General features: G+C 65.7%; 16 protein-coding genes and 1 riboswitch. Of the genes, 4 read left to right on the top strand and 12 right to left on the bottom strand.

Annotated elements, in window-relative coordinates:
• Positions 1–5: 5 nt before the first annotated feature.
• Complete coding sequence (locus GDR53_RS00935) at positions 6–1,511, top strand: tripartite tricarboxylate transporter permease (RefSeq protein ID WP_193336263.1); 1,506 nt, start codon at positions 6–8, stop codon at positions 1,509–1,511.
• Positions 1,512–1,601: 90 nt separating this feature from the next.
• On the top strand, positions 1,602–2,831 hold the full coding sequence (locus GDR53_RS00930) for an MFS transporter (RefSeq protein ID WP_408639775.1): 1,230 nt from the start codon (positions 1,602–1,604) through the stop codon (positions 2,829–2,831).
• Here the strand turns inward: GDR53_RS00930 and GDR53_RS00925 are convergent.
• Positions 2,787–3,368: an arylesterase gene (locus GDR53_RS00925; RefSeq protein WP_193336261.1), complete on the bottom strand. Its 582-nt coding sequence runs from the start codon at positions 3,366–3,368 to the stop codon at positions 2,787–2,789. The two genes, GDR53_RS00930 and GDR53_RS00925, sit on opposite strands and share 45 nt — an antisense overlap.
• 194 nt (positions 3,369–3,562) lie before the next feature.
• On the opposite strand from GDR53_RS00925, the gene GDR53_RS00920 reads away from it, so the two are divergent.
• On the top strand, positions 3,563–4,237 hold the full coding sequence (locus GDR53_RS00920) for an ABC transporter ATP-binding protein (protein ID WP_193336260.1): 675 nt from the start codon (positions 3,563–3,565) through the stop codon (positions 4,235–4,237).
• Positions 4,234–6,780, top strand: coding sequence for an ABC transporter permease (locus GDR53_RS00915; RefSeq protein WP_193336259.1), 2,547 nt, complete (start codon positions 4,234–4,236; stop codon positions 6,778–6,780). The genes GDR53_RS00920 and GDR53_RS00915 overlap by 4 nt, the downstream gene beginning before the upstream one ends.
• Before the next feature lie 19 nt (positions 6,781–6,799).
• Here the strand turns inward: GDR53_RS00915 and GDR53_RS00910 are convergent, their stop codons facing one another.
• The 11 genes from GDR53_RS00910 to GDR53_RS00860 all read right to left on the bottom strand — a co-directional run bounded on the left by GDR53_RS00910 (position 6,800) and on the right by GDR53_RS00860 (position 18,012).
• Positions 6,800–7,807 (bottom strand): ABC transporter substrate-binding protein, encoded by a 1,008-nt coding sequence (locus GDR53_RS00910; RefSeq protein ID WP_193336258.1) that lies wholly within the window; start codon positions 7,805–7,807, stop codon positions 6,800–6,802.
• Positions 7,798–8,559, bottom strand: a complete 762-nt coding sequence (locus GDR53_RS00905; RefSeq protein WP_193336257.1) for an ABC transporter ATP-binding protein — start codon at positions 8,557–8,559, stop codon at positions 7,798–7,800. The genes GDR53_RS00910 and GDR53_RS00905 overlap by 10 nt, the downstream gene beginning before the upstream one ends.
• The gene (locus tag GDR53_RS00900; protein ID WP_193336256.1) at positions 8,556–9,353 is read right to left on the bottom strand and encodes an ABC transporter permease; all 798 of its coding nucleotides are present in this window, start codon (positions 9,351–9,353) and stop codon (positions 8,556–8,558) included. Before GDR53_RS00900 ends, GDR53_RS00905 begins: the two co-directional genes overlap by 4 nt.
• Positions 9,354–9,367: 14 nt before the next feature.
• Entirely contained in the window at positions 9,368–9,976 is a 609-nt protein-coding gene (locus GDR53_RS00895) for a YkoF family thiamine/hydroxymethylpyrimidine-binding protein (RefSeq protein WP_193336255.1), read from the bottom strand.
• A riboswitch (TPP riboswitch) is annotated at positions 9,967–10,078 on the bottom strand. (Overlaps the previous gene by 10 nt.)
• 247 nt (positions 10,079–10,325) lie before the next feature.
• Positions 10,326–11,138 carry a Crp/Fnr family transcriptional regulator gene (locus tag GDR53_RS00890; RefSeq protein ID WP_193336254.1) on the bottom strand — a complete coding sequence of 271 codons (813 nt, stop codon included), beginning with the start codon at positions 11,136–11,138 and terminating at the stop codon, positions 10,326–10,328.
• A gap of 565 nt (positions 11,139–11,703) precedes the next feature.
• Positions 11,704–12,522, bottom strand: a complete 819-nt coding sequence (locus GDR53_RS00885) for a sugar phosphate isomerase/epimerase family protein (protein ID WP_193336253.1) — start codon at positions 12,520–12,522, stop codon at positions 11,704–11,706.
• Positions 12,523–12,567: 45 nt separating this feature from the next.
• A complete protein-coding gene (locus tag GDR53_RS00880; RefSeq protein WP_232846858.1) occupies positions 12,568–13,371 on the bottom strand; it encodes an ABC transporter permease in 804 nt (267 codons plus the stop codon).
• A 124-nt stretch (positions 13,372–13,495) separates the two neighbouring features.
• Entirely contained in the window at positions 13,496–14,431 is a 936-nt protein-coding gene (locus GDR53_RS00875; protein WP_193336251.1) for an ABC transporter permease, read from the bottom strand.
• A complete protein-coding gene (locus GDR53_RS00870) occupies positions 14,431–15,444 on the bottom strand; it encodes an ABC transporter ATP-binding protein (RefSeq protein ID WP_193336250.1) in 1,014 nt (337 codons plus the stop codon). The genes GDR53_RS00875 and GDR53_RS00870 overlap by 1 nt, the downstream gene beginning before the upstream one ends.
• Positions 15,441–16,427, bottom strand: coding sequence for an ABC transporter ATP-binding protein (locus tag GDR53_RS00865; RefSeq protein WP_193336249.1), 987 nt, complete (start codon positions 16,425–16,427; stop codon positions 15,441–15,443). The genes GDR53_RS00870 and GDR53_RS00865 overlap by 4 nt, the downstream gene beginning before the upstream one ends.
• Before the next feature lie 4 nt (positions 16,428–16,431).
• Positions 16,432–18,012, bottom strand: a complete 1,581-nt coding sequence (locus GDR53_RS00860) for an ABC transporter substrate-binding protein (protein ID WP_193336248.1) — start codon at positions 18,010–18,012, stop codon at positions 16,432–16,434.
• Positions 18,013–18,146: the final 134 nt, after the last annotated feature.

The following is an 18,146-nucleotide window of genomic DNA, read 5'->3' as shown; positions in this document are numbered from 1 at the left end:
ACGCCATGGATATGATTGCCGCGCTGAGCCTTGGCTTTTCGGTCGCGCTTGACCCGACCAACCTGCTCTATTGTTTCATCGGCGTGCTGCTCGGCACCCTGGTGGGCGTATTGCCCGGCATCGGGCCGACCGCCACCATCGCCATGCTGCTGCCCATCACCTTTACGCTGGGACCATCGACGGCACTGATCATGCTGGCCGGCATCTATTACGGCGCCCAGTATGGCGGCTCGACCACGGCCATCCTGATCAACCTGCCGGGGGAAAGCTCCTCGGCGGTGACGGCCATTGACGGCTACCAGATGGCCAAGCAGGGCAGGGCCGGGCCGGCCCTCGCAACCGCCGCGCTCGGCTCGTTCTTTGCCGGCACGGTGGGCACGCTACTGCTGGCCTTCTTCGCCCCGCCGCTGGCGCGGGCAGCCTTGAACTTCGGCGCGCCGGAATATTTCGCGCTGATCGTGCTGGGCCTGCTGGTCTCTATCGCGTTGGCCCATGGCTCCATCCTCAAGGCACTGGCGATGATCGTGCTGGGCCTGCTGCTCGGCATGGTGGGGCAGGACATCTATACCGGCCAGCCGCGCTTCACCTTCGGGGTGCGCGAGCTCTATTCGGGGCTCAACTTCGTTTCGGTGGCCGTGGGCATTTTCGGCGTTGCCGAAATCCTGCGCAATCTCGAGAACGAGAAGAACCGCGACGTCATGGTCAAGGCGGTCAAGAACCTCTGGCTGACCAAGGATGACTTCCGGCGCATCATCGGGCCGGTGCTGCGCGGCACCGGGCTCGGCGCCGTGCTGGGCATCCTGCCCGGCGGCGGGCATATCCTGGCCTCGTTCGCCTCCTATTCCGCCGAAAAGCGGCTGAGCAAGACGCCCGAGCAGTTCGGCAAGGGCGCCATCGAGGGCGTGGCGGGACCGGAATCGGCCAATAATGCCGCGGCGCAGACCTCGTTCATCCCGCTGATGACGCTGGGCATTCCCGCCCATCCGGTGATGGCGCTTATGGTGGGGGCGTTCATTCTGCAGGGCATCACCCCCGGCCCCAATGTCATCAACGACCAGCCGGCTTTGTTCTGGGGCATCATCGCCTCGATGTGGATCGGCAATGTCATGCTGGTGCTGCTCAACCTGCCGCTGGTCGGGCTATGGGTGAAGATGCTCTCGATCCCCTATCGGGCGCTGTTTCCGGCCATCGTGCTGTTCGCCTGCATCGGCTGCTTCTCGATCAACCAGAATATCTTCGACATCTATGCCATCGCCTTTTTCGGCATCCTCGGCTACGTGCTGATCCGCTTCGGCTGCGAACCGGCCCCGCTCCTGCTCGGCTTCGTGCTCGGGCCTCTGCTGGAAGAGCATCTGCGGCGGGCGATGATCATCTCGCGCGGCGATCCGACGATCTTCGTGACGCGGCCGATCTCGGCCACCCTGCTGGGCCTGGCCGTGTTGGCCGTGGTCATCGCCGTGCTGCCCAGCATTCGCAAGAAGCGCCAGGAAGTGTTCGTCGAAGAGGATTGAGACAGCGGGTGCGCGGTGCCAAGTGCCGCGCACCATGCAATAGTTGGGCCCTGGCCCTGATCATGCCGCCGCGTTCAAGGGATGCCCATCTTGTCTGATCTGGTGATCCGCCGGGGTACGGCGGCATTCTGGCGCGCCAATATCGCGTTTTTTCTCTCGGCTTTTGCGGTCTTTGCCTCGCTCTATTCGGTGCAGCCCCTGCTGCCGATCTTTGCCACCGAGTTCGGGCTTGATGCCGGGGCGAGCTCGCTGGCCCTGTCGGCCACCACCGCCACCCTGGCCGTGGCCCTGCTGCTGGCCAGCTGGGTCTCGGACCGTATCGGCCGCAAGACGCTGATGGTCTGGGCTGTCCTGCTCACCGCCGTGCTGGGATTGCTGCTGCCATGGGCGCCCGATTGGGGGTGGCTGATCGCCATCCGCACCCTGATGGGCCTGACCCTGTCCGGCCTGCCGGCAGTGGCCATGGTCTATCTGGCCGAGGAAATCGAGCCTGAGGCCTTGGGCTTTTCCATGGGGCTTTATATCGGCGGCACCGCCATTGGCGGCATGGCCGGGCGCCTGGTCAGCGGCGTGCTGGCCGACTGGCTGGGATGGAGGCCCGCTCTGGCCGTGCTCGGCGTGGCCGTGGCTCTCGCGGCCCTGGTCGTGGTCTGGCTGCTGCCGCCGCCGCGCCATTCCTCCCGCAGCCCGCTACGCGTGGGCGAACTGGTCCGGCGGCTCCGCCTGCAGTTTACCGATCCGGGACTGCCCTGGCTGTTCGCCTCGGCATTCCTGCTGATGGGCAGTTTCGTCACCCTCTACAATTATGCCGGCTTCCGGCTGGCTTTGCCGCCCTTTTCGCTCAGCCATTCGGCCATCGCCGCCATCTTCATCGTCTACCTGCTGGGCAGCCTGAGCTCGGCCTTTGCCGGTGGGCTGGCGCAGCGCCTGGGGCGGCGCAAGGTCTATTGGGCCACCGTGGTAATCATGGCCCTGGGCGTGGCGCTGACCGCCGTGCCGTCGACACTCGTCATCATCCTGGGTCTGGCCATTGCCACCATCGGCTATTTCGCCGCCCATGGCATTGCCAGCGCCTGGGTGGCGCGCCGGGCCGTGATCGGTCGGGCCCAGGCAACCGCGATCTATCTCTTTGCCTATTACCTCGGCTCGTCTGTCCTGGGCACCATTGGCGGCTATGCCTGGACCGCCTGGGGCTGGAATGGCGTCATGCTGGTCAGCGGCGGCGCCATGCTGCTGGCTCTGCTGGTCGCCTTCCGCCTCATCCGCCTGGCCCGGCTACCGCTGGCCGAACAGCCCGCAATGCCGCCGGCCGGGCTCTAGGCCACTAGCGGCAGATTTCAGCAGCGCGCTGACCGAGGGCAGGATGGACTGGACGATTCTGCTGACGCCGGCCGCATTGGGATGCATGCCGTCGGCCTGGTTCAGGCTTGCATCGGTGACCACCCCATCCAGGAAGAACGGGTAAAATGCCGTATCGAACTGCCTGGCCAGTTCGGGAAACACCGCCTCATATTCCTGCACATAGTCACTGCCGAGACTCGGGCTGGCCCGCATGCCCACCAGCAGCACGGGAATGCCCTCGGCGGCGAAGCGCTCCAGCATGGTCGTCAGATTGCGGCGCATCGCAGCCACGTCCAGGCCCTGCAGCATGTCATTGGCCCCCAGCTCGAGCACCACGGCATCGGGTCGCTCGCCCAGCGACCAGTCGAGCCGCGCGAGGCCATCGGCCGAGGTATCGCCGGACACGCTGGCATTGACGATGGTCACTTCGTCGCCCAGCTCCGCCTGCAGGCGGCCGGCAAAGCCATCCTGTTCGGAAAGACCCAGGCCGGCCATCAGAGAATCGCCATAAAGCATGAGCGTCTGCTCGGCGGCAAGGGGCAGCGGCAACGCCGGCAAGGGCAAACGCCGCCGCCAAGGCGAGGCCGCGAAGCCTGTCACGGAGAATTTTGTTCATCGTCACTGTGCTTTCCATCAAGAGCGCATACCTGTGTAATACCTGACCAGCCAGAAAGTGCCGCCCATGCGCAGCCCCGTCGTCGAGACTCCGGATGAACCTGCACCTGCAGTCGGGGGCGACGCCGCTCCATATCCTCAAGGATATCGAGTTCAGCATCGATCCGGGCGAGGTCGTCGCCGTGGTCGGCCCGTCGGGCAGCGGCAAGACCTCACTGCTCATGGTACTGGGCGGGCTCGAACAGGCAACTGACGGTAGCGTGACCGTCGCCGGTACCGCCGTCACCGGCCGCGGCGAGGACGAACTGGCGATTTTCCGCCGGCAGAACCTGGGCATCCTGTTCCAGAACTTTCACCTGATTCCCTCCATGACCGCGCTGGAGAATGTGGCGCTGGCGCTCGAGATCGCCGAGAGCGGCCGTTCCTATGCCCAGATCATGGCCGCTGCCACCGCCGCGCTGAGCGCAGTCGGGCTCGCCGACCGCCTCGATCACCGGCCGAGCGCGCTGTCAGGCGGCGAACAGCAGCGCGTCGGGCTGGCCCGCGCCATCGTCAACCGCCCCAAGCTGCTGCTGGCCGACGAGCCGACCGGCAATCTCGACCAGGATACCGGCGCCCGGGTCATTGACATGATGTTCGCCCTGGCGCGGGACAATGGCACCGCGGTCTTCCTCATCACCCATGATCCGGCTCTGGCCCGGCGCGCCGACCGCGTGCTGGCCATGAATCACGGCCGGCTGTCTCCGGTTATCCAGGGCGTCCCGGCATGAGCCGCCTGATGGGCTGGATGCGCATCGCCCTGCTCGACCTGCGCGGCGATGCGAGGCGGTTCATCATTCTGCTGGCCTGCCTCGCTTTGGGCGTCGGCGCCATCGCCGCAGTCCTGTCGGTCGGCGCGGCGCTACAGTCGGCCGTCGATCGCGACGCCCGGGTGATCCTGGGCGGCGATATCGAGGTGCGCAGTCGCGGCACCGACATCACCCCCGAACAGCGCGCCGCGATAGACGAGCTTGGCCAGACGGCCCGGGTGCTCGACCTCAATGCCCGCGCCAGCGGCAATGACGCCAGCCTGCTGCTCAGCCTGCGTGCCGTCAGCGACAGCTACCCCTTGCTGGGCGCGGTGACGCTGGGGCCCGAGGCGACCGGCAGCGCCCTGGCGGAACTGACCGCGATGCGGGACGGCTTGCCGGGCGCGGTGGTCGATCCGCGGGCGCTCGACCGCCTGGACCTGGCGCTGGGCGACACCATGCGCATCGGCAATGCCGATTTTGTCATCCGCGCCACGCTGCTCGGCGTGCCTGACCAGGCGGCGCAGGGCTTTCAGCTCGGCATCCCCGCCATCATCGCCGATTCTGCCCTGGCCGGGGCGGGCCTGAACCAGGCCGGCGTGCTCAGCCGCTATGGCTACAAGGTCATGCTGCAGGACGGCGACGCCGATGCTGCCATCACGGCGCTTGATGCCCAATTCCCCGACGCCGACTGGGATCTGCGCCGGCCTGCCGATGCGGCCGCCAATCTCAAGCGCTTCTTCGACCTCTTCGCCCGCTTCCTGACGCTGGTCGGGCTCTCGTCCCTGCTGGTGGGGGGTGTCGGCGTCTCCAATGCCGTGGCCGCCTACATTGCCGAGCGGCGGACCTCGATCGCCACCATGCGCAGCCTGGGCGCCACCAGCGCCCGCATCATGGTGCATTTCCTCACCCAGATCTTGGTCTTGTCGCTGGCCGGCGTGCTGCTGGGCGTGCTGCTGGGCGCCGTGACCAGCCTTGTGGCACTGCCGGTTCTGTCGGGCATGTTGGCCATCGACCTGCCGCCGACCCTTGATGGGGTAGCCTTGCTGACGGCTGCCGGCTTCGGCCTGCTGATCGGCTTTGCCTTCGCCTTGCTGCCGCTGCGCAGCGCGCAAAAGCTCAAGCCGGCCGAACTGTTTCGTGCACCTGCCGGCGCCGACACGCCCATGGGCTGGCGCGACCTGGCCCAGTGGCGCACCGCCGTTCCGCTGGCCGCAGCGCTGGCGGCCATTGCCGGCCTGGCAGTCTTGACCACTGGCGCGCCATGTCTGGTGCTCTGGTATGCGGCGGGCGCCGCACTCGCCTTTGGCCTGCTGCGCCTGGCCGCCTGGCTGCTGCAGGCGGGGTTGCGGCGCCTGCCGCCTCTGCCCAATGCCACGCTGCGCCAGGCCATCAAGGCGATCCACCGTCCCGGTGCAGCGGCCCCCGTCGTGGTACTGTCGCTCGGGCTGGGCCTGGCCCTGCTGCTGATGATCACGCTGCTCGACCAGAACCTGCGCGCCCAGATCGATGGGGCCGTCGCCGACGATGCCCCGGCCTTCGTGCTGCTCGACATGCCCCGCGAGCAACTGCCGCTGGTCGAGGCCTTTGCCGCCGCTGACCCCGGCATCGAAACCCTCGCGACCATCCCCATGCTGCGCGGCACCATCGAGTCGATCAAGGGAACGCCCACGGCCGAGCTCGGCCCGGTGCCAGACGACATTGCCGACCTCTTCGAGGGCGACACGGCCCTGAGCTGGGCCCGCACCCTGCCGGAGGGGTCAACGGTCACCGACGGCGCCTGGTGGGCATCCGACTATGCCGGCGCGCCGCTGGTATCGCTCAGTACCGAATTGCGCGAACCGCTGGACCTGTCGGTGGGCGACCAGCTGACGATCAGCATCGCGGGTCGGCCAATCGAAGTTACGATTGCCAGTTTCCGGGCCATCGACTGGCGCGCCGGCGGGCTGAACTTCCGTCTGCTGTTCTCTCCCGGCGTGGTCGAAAGCGCGCCGCAGACCATCATGGGCAGCATTGACGTTGTCGACGGGGCGGCGCCAGCGGTGGAAAGCCGGCTGAGCCAGGCCTTCCCGAAGCTGAGCTTTCTGCCCGTGGGCGATGCTCTCCAACGCATCGACGACATCCTGTCCAGCCTTGCCAATGCCGTTGCCCTGGTGGGTAGCCTCGCCGTGATATCGGGCGTGCTGGTGCTTGCCGGCGCCATGACCGTCGGTCGCCGGCAGCGCGAGGCCGATGCCGTGGTCATGAAGGTGCTGGGCGCCACCCGCCGCGACGTGGTGGTCGCCTTCCTCGTCGAATATGGCGTGCTCGGCCTGCTCGCCGCCCTCATGGGCGCCGCCCTTGGCATGTCTGCGGCCTGGGCCATCCTGACCTTTGTCATGGACATTCCCTTTGCGCCCAATCTGCTGACGGTGGCTGCGGTCGTTGTCGGCGCCGTTGTGGTGACCATCGCCACCGGTGTGGTGACAACCTGGTCGGCGATGTCGGTGCGGCCCGCCCGCCAGCTGCGCGCGGACGCCGCCTAGCGGGCAGGCCCACCTCTGGTCAGGGCGTGTTGCCGAGATAGTCATTGGAGTAATAGGCGGTGACATCCGGCATGGTCGTCAGGGGCGCGCCATTGCCGTCCTTGAGCATGCCGGCCTCAAAGACAAACTTGCCGACCGCCGCCATCTTGGCCGGGTCGATGGTGCCCACGGCGCCATCCGGGCCCTGCAGATAGTGGCCGTCGATGAGCGCCTGCAGCGACGCCCGCACGAAGTCCCGGTCGAGCAGCGCATCGGCATTGGCAGCAACCAGGATATCGGCCGCCTCGTCGGGATGGGCGACGGCATATTGGTAGCCGCGCTGGGTAGCCGCGATAAAGTCCCGGGCTGTCTCGGGATGTTCCGCCAGATAGGCGTCGCTGGTGCCGATGAAATTGGTATGCTGGTCCGGTATCCCGAAATCGGCATAGCGGAAGGCGCGTTGCGCCGGCCCGTCGCGCTCGGCCTTGACGCCCTCCCAGGTATAGACCTCCAGGGTGAAGTCGACCGCGCCATTGGCCAGCGCCTCATAGGCCGAGGTGCCCAGGGTCACGGTCTCGAACACGCCGGCGCCCCCGTCATGGCGGATCATGGTGCCGATCAGTGCATTTTCCCAGTCGCTGCCGAAGCCGGCATAGATCTTGCCGTCGAGGTCGCGCGGACGCTGGATGTCCTGCCGGTCGGCCTTGAACACCAGCCGCCCGGTTTCGGTCTGGACCAGGGCATAGGTCGCCACGAGGTCCGCGCCGGCCGTGCGCTGGGTCAGCAGGCTTATGGAGCCTAGAATACCGAAATCGGCGACATGGTTGGCCACCAACGTCCCGGCGGAGGTATCCGAATAGGGCAGGATCTGCACATCAAGCCCGGCCTCGTCGTAAAAGCCCTTGGCCTGGGCGACGAAGATGCCGATGTGGTTGGTATTGGGTGTCCAATCGAGCGCCATGGTTACAGGCGTAGGCTGAGCCTGCGCAGGTGCGGTGGCCAGGGTGGCCGCCAGGCCCAAGGCCAAAAGCGTGCGGATCATCGGCATGGTTCTTCCTCCGGATAAAACAGGGTTTGCAGAATATCGGCCTCAATCGCCGCAAGCGCGGGCGAACCAAGCGCGGGCCGCGGGTGGGGCAGCGGCACAATGAACTGGCGCGCGATACGGGCCGGGCGCTGCGACAGCACATAGATGCGATCGGACAGCAGCACCGCCTCGCGCACATCGTGGGTAATGAGCAGCACGGTCCAGCGATGCCGATCCCACATGCCGGCCAGCCAGCGCTGCATCTGCGCCCGCGTCAGGGCATCAAGGGCGCCGAACGGCTCGTCGAGCAGCAGCATGGGCCGCTGCTGCACCGTCGTGCGCAGCAGCGCGGCCCGCTGCCGCATGCCGCCGGACAGCTGCGCCGGATAGTGATGCTCAAACCCGGCCAGGCCGAACTCGGCCAGGAGTGGCGTGACCCGGGCCCGCGCCGCCCGGCGGTTCATGCCCTGCACCTGCAGGCCCAGCGTGGCATTGTCGATGATCCGGCGCCACGGCATCAGCGCATCGCCCTGGGGCATGAAGGCAAAGGGGTGGCGCGACGGTGACAGGGGAGCGCCATCGACCAGCATCTGTCCGGCATCGGGACCGCCGGCCCCGATCAGCAGCTGCAGGATGGTCGACTTGCCCGCCCCTGACGGGCCCAGGATTGAGACGAACTCGCACGGCTGCACGGATAGGCTGATATCGGCCAGCACATCGACGGCGCCAAAGCTCTTGCGCAGATTGACCAGCTGCAGGCGCGGCGGGCTCATTGCCGCGCTCCAGAAAGCCGCGTCCAGGGCATGGCGGCGCGTTGCAGCAGCACGGTGGCGCCAAACAGCGCCAGGGTCAGCGTCGAGCTGACCAGCACCGCCGCCAGCACCAGATCGGGCCGGAAATTGTTCTTGGCGTTGAGGATGTAGATGCCCAGCCCCTGCGCCGCCCCCGCATATTCGGCAAAGATCGCCGCGACCACGGCATAGGTGATCGAAATGCGCAGGCCGGCAAAGAAATAGGGCAGGGCCGATGGCAATCGGGCCAGCACGAAGATGCGCCAGCGCGAGGCGCCCATCGAGGCCAGCAGCGTGGTGATCTCGCGCTCGGTGGCGTCATAGCCCTGGACCAAGGCCACCAGCATGGGAAAGAAGGTCACCAGCGCCACCAGCACGATCTTGGGAGTGAGCCCGAAGCCGAACCACAGCACGATGAGCGGCGCAATCGCCACCAGCGGCAGCGTCTGGGTGATGATCAGCACCGGAAACAGCGCCCGCCGCAGCGGCCGGTAGAAATCGATCAGCACCGAAAACACAAAGGCTGCGGTCAGCGACGCGGCAAAGCCGAACAGCGTGGCCTGCAGCGTCGCCTGGCTGTGACGCGCCAGGGCGTCCCGGTGCTCAAAGGCCTGGGTGAGGATGCGCGACGGGGCGGGCAGGGCGGTGGGCGAAATCCCCGACAGCTGCACATAGGCTTCCCAGCCGAGGATCAGCCCGGAGACCGAGGCCACGGCCGGGCCGGCAAGGTGAAAAAGGCGCGCCAGCAGGCGCGGCAAGGCTGGAAGGCTCGACATGAAACGACCTTCCGTCAGCGCGCGCTGGGGCTATTGGCCGAAACCGTCAGATCGATCGTGACATGGCCCTCGGGCGGCCCGAAGCGGCAGAAGCCCTGCTCCAGGGTGGCGAACAGCGCCCCCGTATCGCCGCTGAGCTTGGTGGCGAAGTGCTTGGACTTTTCGAAGGTGCCGGACTGCTTGAGGAAGTCGATGCAGCCATAGATCTCCGCCATGTGGTCGCCCTGGCCCATCACGTAAAGCGAGAACTGGGCCACCGAGGACACACCCATGTCGGGCGCCGTGCGCACTGCATCGAGGGCACTGGCCTGTCGCTCGGACAGGGCGGCAAGCGGGCCCTCGAACTGGCCCGACTGGCAGATGGCATCGTCCGGTTCGCCGGGGCAGCCGCGCGAGATGGTGGCGGACAGCACGCAGTGCACGCCGGTTCCGGCCGCCGCACTGAACAGGTCGCGCATGGCCGGGAACAGCACCTCGGGCGGCCCTACCAGCAGCGTCGAGACATCATCGGTCTCGATGCGCAGCCTCTCGCGATAGGGATCGAGCGCGCTCAAGGCGCTGGTGATGACGCCGACGAAATCGCCGGTCATGGGATAAAGGGAAATCTGTGCGCCAGAAAACATCGCCCGCCTCGCTCCGCTGGTATTACCCAGATCAGCTATAGGGTCCGAAGGCTTCCCGCCCCCATCTCAGCCCCGACCTACGGAGCACCCCTGTGGATGTGTCAGCATAGGCGCTACTTGCATGAAAACGCAAGCGGGTTTGCGCATCAGGGGTTTAGACAGAGATCGGGACCTTTTGCTGCACATCAGCCGTGCGCCGGCGCGGTCCTTGCCGGCAGATGCTCAAGGCAGGCATGAGCTTTGCGTCTACCGGCTCCGAGCATTGGTACCGGCCATCAAACTCACTGAGGTGACACTTCGGGTGGGGGGGTGAAGGCGCGGATCTGCGCTCTGCCCTGGCCTGGTGCTTTCAGCGGTCATGACGCCAGAGTTTGACCAGGCGCTGGTCCACGACGTCAATCAGCTCCACGTAACTGCGTTCGGTGGCGCCATAGGCGGATCCGGCGCGCGCCTGCAGACGCGGCCGATCGAGAATGTCGATCCGTCCACGTGTCGACCTGATCAGATGCTCGCCCTCCAGTTCGTGCAGCGCTGTCGTTACGCCGGCACGCCGAACGCCAAGCATGATCGCCAGGAGGTCGTGCGTCACGGGGAAGGAGTTCCCCTCCACACGGTCGTCGATCATCATCAGCCACCGTGCCAGCCTTTCGGGAATAGGGGCATGGGCACTCGCCAGGGCTGTGTAGGCAGTCTGAATCGACAGCACATGGACATAAAGGTTGAGCGCATTGCGCAACGTTTCGCTTGCGCGCATGGCGCGCACCAGCGCCTCGGTCGGCAGGACCGACGCCGAACCCTCGAACTGGACGTAGCAGTCGAAGGGGCTTGGAGCGCCGCAGATCACCGATGTCCCCGTCATGCCTTCCCAGCCGATGAGTCCGACTTCAAAATTCCGGCCACTGCGCAATGTCGCAACAACCGAAGCAATGCTGCCTTCGGGAAAGTACAAATTCTGCGGCAGCTCATCGGCAACCTCGAGGGGCTGCAACAAGTGCAGGGATGACTGCTCCAGCTCTGGCGCCAGCAGGGCAAAGTCGTCCGCCGAAAGCGACTGCAAAAGCCGATTCGTGCCCTCGTATGGCGATGCCAAACCCATCATAATTCCTTTCCTTGCAGTCATCGGCTGGCCACTGTGATCAGGATCGCGGCCGCTGCTGCTCATTTGCGGCATCGTTCAAGAAGCGCCCGATCAGGCGCTGGCCCCACGCATTTCTGCTGTGCGCCCGAACATGACCAACCCTGCTGTAACATCGAAGACACGCGACAGATAAACAAGAATCCGGCCGGCCACTGGCTCGCTCCGCTGACGCGGAAGGTCCCGCGGCGACGTTAACAGTGGTCAACAGGGGGCGGCTCCCCCGCATTCGCCCCCAGTGATTGAAGCAGTAGCTACCCGTCAGGCTCCCATACTTCTCGGACCGGGGGGACTGCACCGTCCCCTCGCAAGCTAGGTAGATGGCCAAGATTTTATGGCTAAATGCCAGAACTGTACTTGAGTCTGAAAAGGAGCCGATAACGGTCTGACGGCTTTTGTGTCGGAGGCCTGAAAAGCGGACGGATTCTACGTTGTCGCTTATGTCGAGCAATAGCGGGGCGCTGGTTGAGAGGACGCTGAGACGCACGGTCATCGTGCATGCCAGCGTCCAGGAGGCGTTTCGGTTCAATCAAACCGCCCGGGTCAGTCAATCGCTTGGATCGAGGTCCGGGCGGCAGATCTGCTCAATGGCCTATTGTGCGAGCCCCAGGGCGGCCAGGTGGGCCGCGGAGGCCTGGATCTGGGACTTGTCGCGAATTTCGATGATCAGGCGCGGATGCGAGGTGATGTCGGCCAGGCGGGCGAAAATGGCGCGCCAGTTGATATTGCCATGGCCCAGCGGCCAGTGGCGGTCGGCATAGCCATCGGCATCCTGCAGGTGCACGTGCTGCAGTTTCTCGCCGGCATCGAGGACGAAATAGTCTACGGGCGGCGCGCCCGTCGAGCCATAGGCATAGGCGGCATGGCCGGTATCGATCGACAGCGCGAAGGCGGACGAATTGAAGCTTTCCACCAGTTTGCGGCGGTCGGCTGGATCCTTGTCCTCGATGTTTTCCAGCACGAAGACGCAGCCCTGGTTTTCCGCGCGTTTGACGGCGGCATCAAGGGTGGCATGGGTGAGCTCGAACACGCGCTGGCGCTGCTCGGGCCAGTTGTCGAGATTGTTGTGCATCCAGGTCGAATAGGGGCTGTGGATGACGATCTGCGTCACGTTGAGCGCGGCCGCAACATCGAGCGCCTGGTCCATGCGCTTGGCCACCACCGCCTGAACATCGGGATCGGACGAGGCGACATTGAGGCCCATGAACGGGCCATGCATGCCCAGGCGACCCTGATGCCCATCGAGCAGGCGCCGGGCGTGGTCGACAACGCTCTGCCAGTCGCCAGCCAGCACTTCGGCCGGCACGAAATCCTGCAATTCAAGGTCGCGGGGCTTTTCCAGCAGCCAGTTGCGGTTGATTTCGACGTCCTTCAACGTCATGGCGGCGCCAACGATAGGCAGTTCAGTCATAGTCGCGTCCTTTCGTAACCGGCATTGCTCTGCCGATGGGGGGTGTCAGGTGAGGGTTGGATCGAGCTTGTCGCGCAGCCAGTCGCCGACCAGCGATATGCACAGCGCGGTAATGGTGATGACAAAGGCCGGTGCCAGCATGATCCAGGGAGCGCTTGAGAGGTATTCCCGGCCAAAGCCGACCATATTGCCCAGCGATGTATTGGGGGGCTGCACGCCCAGGCCGAGGAACGACAACCCGCTTTCGAGCAGGATGATTTCTGGAAAGGCCAGGGTCATCGAGACGATCAGCGTCGAGGCGATATTGGGCAGGATATGGCGACCATAGAGCCGCAGGGGAGAAGCGCCCAGTTGGTGGACCGCCCCCGAATAGCCCTGCGCATTGCCGCTGATGGCCAGGCCCCGCGCGATGCGCGCATAGCGCTCCCAGGCATGCAGGCCGAGCAAGCAGATGAACAGCGTGATCGAATTGCCGAAAAAGGCAAGGACGGCCAAGGCGAGGACCAGGAACGGGATCGCCGCGGAAAAGTCGACTAGCGCCAGGACGATCTGCTCGATGAAGCCGCGGAAATGCGCCGCCACGAAACCCAGCGTCACGCCGATGACGGCGCCTATAATGGTGGCACCAAAGGCAATCAGCAGGCTCATGCGGATCGAGGCAATCAGCCGGGACAGCACGTCGCGGCCCAACTCGTCCGTGCCCAGCGGATGACTCCAGGTGCCACCCATGAAGGCCGGCGAACTCAGCCGGTTATGCAGGTCCATCTGCGTATAGGGATAGGGCGTGAACAGGTCGGCCAGCAGCGCGACGGCCAGCATGAAGCCCAGCCAGGCAAGGGCAACCAGCATCAGGACCGGCAACTGCCCCAGTCGGGCGAACAGGGCCTGTCCGCGGGCGGCAATCGTATCGGTGTGTGGGCCCTCGGTGGCGTCAATGTCAGCCATGTGCTGTCTCCTGGTATGAAGGTCGCGGTCAGCCGCGCGCCTCGCGCGTCTGCGACTGCATTTTGGGGTCGAGCAGGCCGTAGAGGATGTCCACGACCAGATTGGCGGTGACCATGGTCAGCGCAATCATCAGGACGATGGCCTGCACCACCGCCAGATCGCGATTGGAGACCGAGACGACCAACAGCCGGCCCACGCCGGGCCAGGAGAAAACGCTCTCCACCACCACAGCGCCGGCCACCAGCCCACCGAGCATGAAGCCGATAATGGTGACGGTCGGGATGGCGGCATTCTGCAGCGCATGCCGCCAGACCACGGCCGACCATGACAGTCCCTTGGCGCTGGCCGTGCGGATATAGGATTGGCCCAGCACTTCGAGCATGGCGCTGCGGGTGAATCGGGCCAGCAGGGCCGCGCCGCCAAAGCCCATGGTGACTATCGGCAGGATGGCATTGTGCCAGGAATCCTGTCCGGCCGATGGCAGCCAGCCCAGATTGACCGAGAACACCAGCACCAGCAGCATGGCCAGGATAAAGGACGGCATGGCAAAGCCGGTAACGGCCATGACCATGACGAAGCGGTCGATGGCTGTATTGCGGTGCAGGGCGGCATAGACCCCGGCCGGAATGCCGATGCCCACGTTGAGCAGGAAGGCCGGCACGGTCAGCGCCAGGGTCGAGGGCACGCGCTCGAGCACCACGGCGACCGCATCGCGGCCATCGCGCATCGACTGGCCCAGATCGCCGCTGAAGATCGCCTTGAAGAAGGACAGGTACTGCACCCAGATCGGCTGATCGAGACCCCAGGCCGCGCGGAAGGCATCCACGGCCTCGGGCGGCGCATCAGCCCCCATGATCACGACTGCCGGATCGCCCGACATGCGCAGCACGATGAACACGAAGGTGACAACCATCACCACGCTGACGGCTGCCCGGAGCAGGCGCGATCCGAAATAATGCAGCATCAGCTCAACTCCAATTGGCCAACATGGCCGGGCGCCACCTCGCCATGGGCGACGTGACAGGCCACGCGGCGCCCATCGGTCTGGCGTGGCTTGAGCACCGGCACCTCGATTCTGCAGCGCGCAGCGGCGACCCGGCAGCGGGGATGAAAGGCGCAACCGGCGGGACGATCGGCTGGATTGGGCGGATCGCCCTGCAGGACGATGCGCCTGGCGGTCTTGCCTGGATGGGGAATGGCCGAGACCAAGGCCTGCGAATAGGGATGGGCGGGCGCATGCAGGATATCGTCGGGCGCTCCTTCCTCTACGATCCGCCCCAGATACATCACCGCGACGCGGTGGCTGATCTGGCGCACGGCGCGCAGGTCGTGGCTGACAAACAGCATGCCCATGCCCAGCCGCTCCTGCAGATCGACCAGAAGGTTCATCACCTGCGCCTGGATCGAGACGTCGAGGGCGCTGATCGGTTCATCGCAGACCAGCAGGTCCGGCTGGGTCACCAGCGCCCGGGCGATGACGGCGCGCTGGCGCTGTCCACCCGACAGGGCATGCGGGTGCCGGCTGGCATGGTGCGGCTGCAGGCCGACCTCGGCCATGACGGCGGCAACGCGGTCGTTTTGCTCGGCAGGCGTGCCGATGCGGTGGATTTCGAGGGGTTCGCGGATCTGCATGCCGATCGGCAGGCGCCGGTCCAGTGCGCTCAGCGGGTCCTGGAACACCAGTTGCATGCGCCGGCGCAGCGCCGCCCAGGCCGGACTGCCCGAACGCGGCATCTGGGCGCCGTCAAAGCTGACCTGGCCCTCATCGGGGCGCTCGATGCCCAGCACCAGCCGCGCGGTGGTCGATTTGCCACAGCCCGATTCGCCGACCAGGCCGAGGGTCTCGCCGCGCGCGATGGTCAGGGATACCCCGTCGACCGCCCGCACATGGGTCACCCGGCCGGTCATGCCGCGTCGCACGCTATAGGTCCGGGCGAGATCGCTTGCGCTCAGCATCGGCGTGTCGGTGATGGTCATGCCAAAACCCTTTCTGGCGTCCGGCCGGTCACAGGGGCAGGCGCGGTTCTGATACAGGCGGCAATATGGTCGGCAGCCACGCTGACGGCCGCCGGGTCGATCCGGCCACAGTCCGCTATGGCCAGGCTGCAGCGCGGCGCGAAGGCACAGCCTGCTGGCATGCGCGCGGCTTCCGGAACGCTGCCGGGAATGGAAACCAGCTTCTGGCGCGGGCCGCTGATCGGGGGCATGGCGCCCAATAGCCCACGCGTATAGGGGTGGCTGGGATTGGCAAAAATGCTGGCGCTGTCGGCTTCTTCCACAATGCGGCCGGCATACATGACCGCGATGCGTGAACAGGTTTCGGAGACGACGCCCAGATCATGGGAGATCAGCACCAGCCCCATGCCCGTATCGCGCCGGATCGTGCCCAGCAGATCGAGAATCTGTGCCTGGATGGTGACATCCAGCGCCGTGGTGGGCTCGTCGGCCACCAGCAGTTCGGGCTCGCCGGCCAGGGCCATGGCGATCATGACGCGCTGGTTCTGGCCGCCCGACAATTCATGCGGATAGGCGTTGAGGCGGTTCTTCGCATCGGGAATACCCACCTGGTCGAGCAGGCGGATGACTTCGGCGCGGGCCGGTGCGCCGGTCAGGCCGCGATGCAGGGCGAGGGCCTCGGCGATCTGCCGGCCGATGCGGTGCACCGGATTGAGGCTGGCGGCGGGGTCCTGGAAGATCATGGCGACACGACCGCCGCGCACCGGTTCGAGCACGGTCGGTGGCGCGCCGATGAGTTCGACACCGTCGAGCAGTACCGAGCCGCCCACCTTGGCCGAGCGCGGCAACAGGCCCAGGGCGGCCAGCCAGGTGATGGACTTGCCACACCCTGACTCGCCGACCAGGCCGAGCGCTTCCCCGCGCTCGACCGACAGGCTGATGCCACGCAATGCCGGAGCGGCGCCGAAGGCCACCGACATGTCGCGGATCTGGACGAAGGCCATGGCCTTACGCGCTCCAGTTGTGGCGGCTGAAGTCCATCACGAAGGACTGGGCGGCCGTCCACTGGATGTCCTTGCGCTTGGCCGTGAACGAGGCATTGCGGTGCAGGACAACGTAAGCGGGGTCTTCGATCTCGATGATCTGGAGCATGCGGCGCCAGATTGCGATGCGACGGGCGTGGTCAGTGCTGGTTTCCAGATCGTTTGACAGCGGACCGAATTCCTCGTTGATCCACTGGCCATTGCGCCAGCCATTGCTGGTCGGGCCCCAGGAGCCGGGCATTTGCACGCAGGGATCGGGCAGCGTGGCAGCGGCCGACCAGTCATGGATGCCGCGGCTTTCTGGCTCGCCTTCGCTGATCTGGCCCCAGTTTTCGACCATCTGCAGTTCGACATTGAGCCCGATGGAGCGCCAGCTTTCGGTATTGATCTGGGCGGTCGAGGTCTGGTTGGTATAATAGTCGTTCAGCACGCGGTAGGGGATCGGTTCGCCGGCATAGCCTGCTTCGGCCAGCAGGGCGCGGGCCTTGTCAGGGTCGTAGGCGGGGTTTTCGTGGTCCGTTATGTAGAAGTCGCCATAGAACTCCCACTGCAGGCCACGCGGTACGGTCGTGCGGCCGCTCCACAGGGCCTCCACGATCAGGTCACGATCCACCGAGTGGGTCAGCGCCTGGCGGATCAGAGGGTTGGCCAGCACGGGGTGGGATTTGTTGAAGATCGTGTAGCGCGAGTTGTTGATCGGGCCGCCGACGACCTCGAAACGGCTGTCCGCTTCGACGGTCGCGATCTGATCGGGGGGAATGTCACACGCAAAGTCGGCGCCGCCCGAGAGGAGCAGGTTGATGCGCGAGGCGGTTTCGGGGGTCTCGACAAAGCGCAGCTTGGCCAGCGGCGGGCGACCGTCCCAATGGTCGTCAAAGGCTTCAAGGCTGAGCACGGAATCGGCCTGGAAGTCGGCAATGCGATAGGGTCCGGTGGTGACGGGCTTGCGGGCCCAGGTCATCCAGTCGCCGGTTTCAAGGAACGCCCGCTTGTTCACGACCATACCCATGGCGCTGGCCAGGCGACCTTCCATTACCGGATCGATGATGGAATTGTGGAAGCGCACCTTGTTGGGCGCCAGGATTTCCACGCTCTCGAAGGCCGGCAGGCTGCGCCGCGATGCGGCGATGACGGCCTCAGGCACTTCAATCGTGCCGCCGCCCCACATGCGGTCCGGACCAAAGGTGAAGGCCACGTCTTCTGCAGTCAGTGGGTCGCCATTGTGGAATTTGACGCCATCGCGCAGCTCGACATCGATCGTGTAGTCGTCAACGCGCGTCCAGGTGGTGGCAATCGAGGGCTGCAGCGACATGTCGCCGATCCAGTCGGTGCCGATCAGTGGCTCGGCATAGCTGGTATAGATGCGGGCGCCGACATTGGACTGTTCCGACAGCATTTCCAGCGTGTTGGAATTGGAGACCTTTTGCACCGCTACGGTAACTTCCGGGCGGTCGTCGGCCTGGGCAAAGGCCGCGCGCGGCAGCGCCAATGCGGCGGCTGTCGCAGCCCCCAGGGTCAGCACGGTGCGACGATTGAGATCAGTCATGGTGTCTCCTCTCGGAATGCCAATTGGCTGTGAAGGCGCATGCCGCAGCGGACACGGATGCGCATGGCGCCCGACGCTTCGGTTGCGGATTTGCTATGTTCAGTGATGGGCGGGCTCGGAGGGGAGCGTTCGCC

Origin of the sequence: Devosia beringensis (genome assembly GCF_014926585.1) — a bacterium.
Lineage (GTDB): Bacteria > Pseudomonadota > Alphaproteobacteria > Rhizobiales > Devosiaceae > Devosia > Devosia beringensis.
Note: the sequence above shows the minus strand (reverse complement) of the source record. Positions and strands in the feature narration are given on the sequence as shown.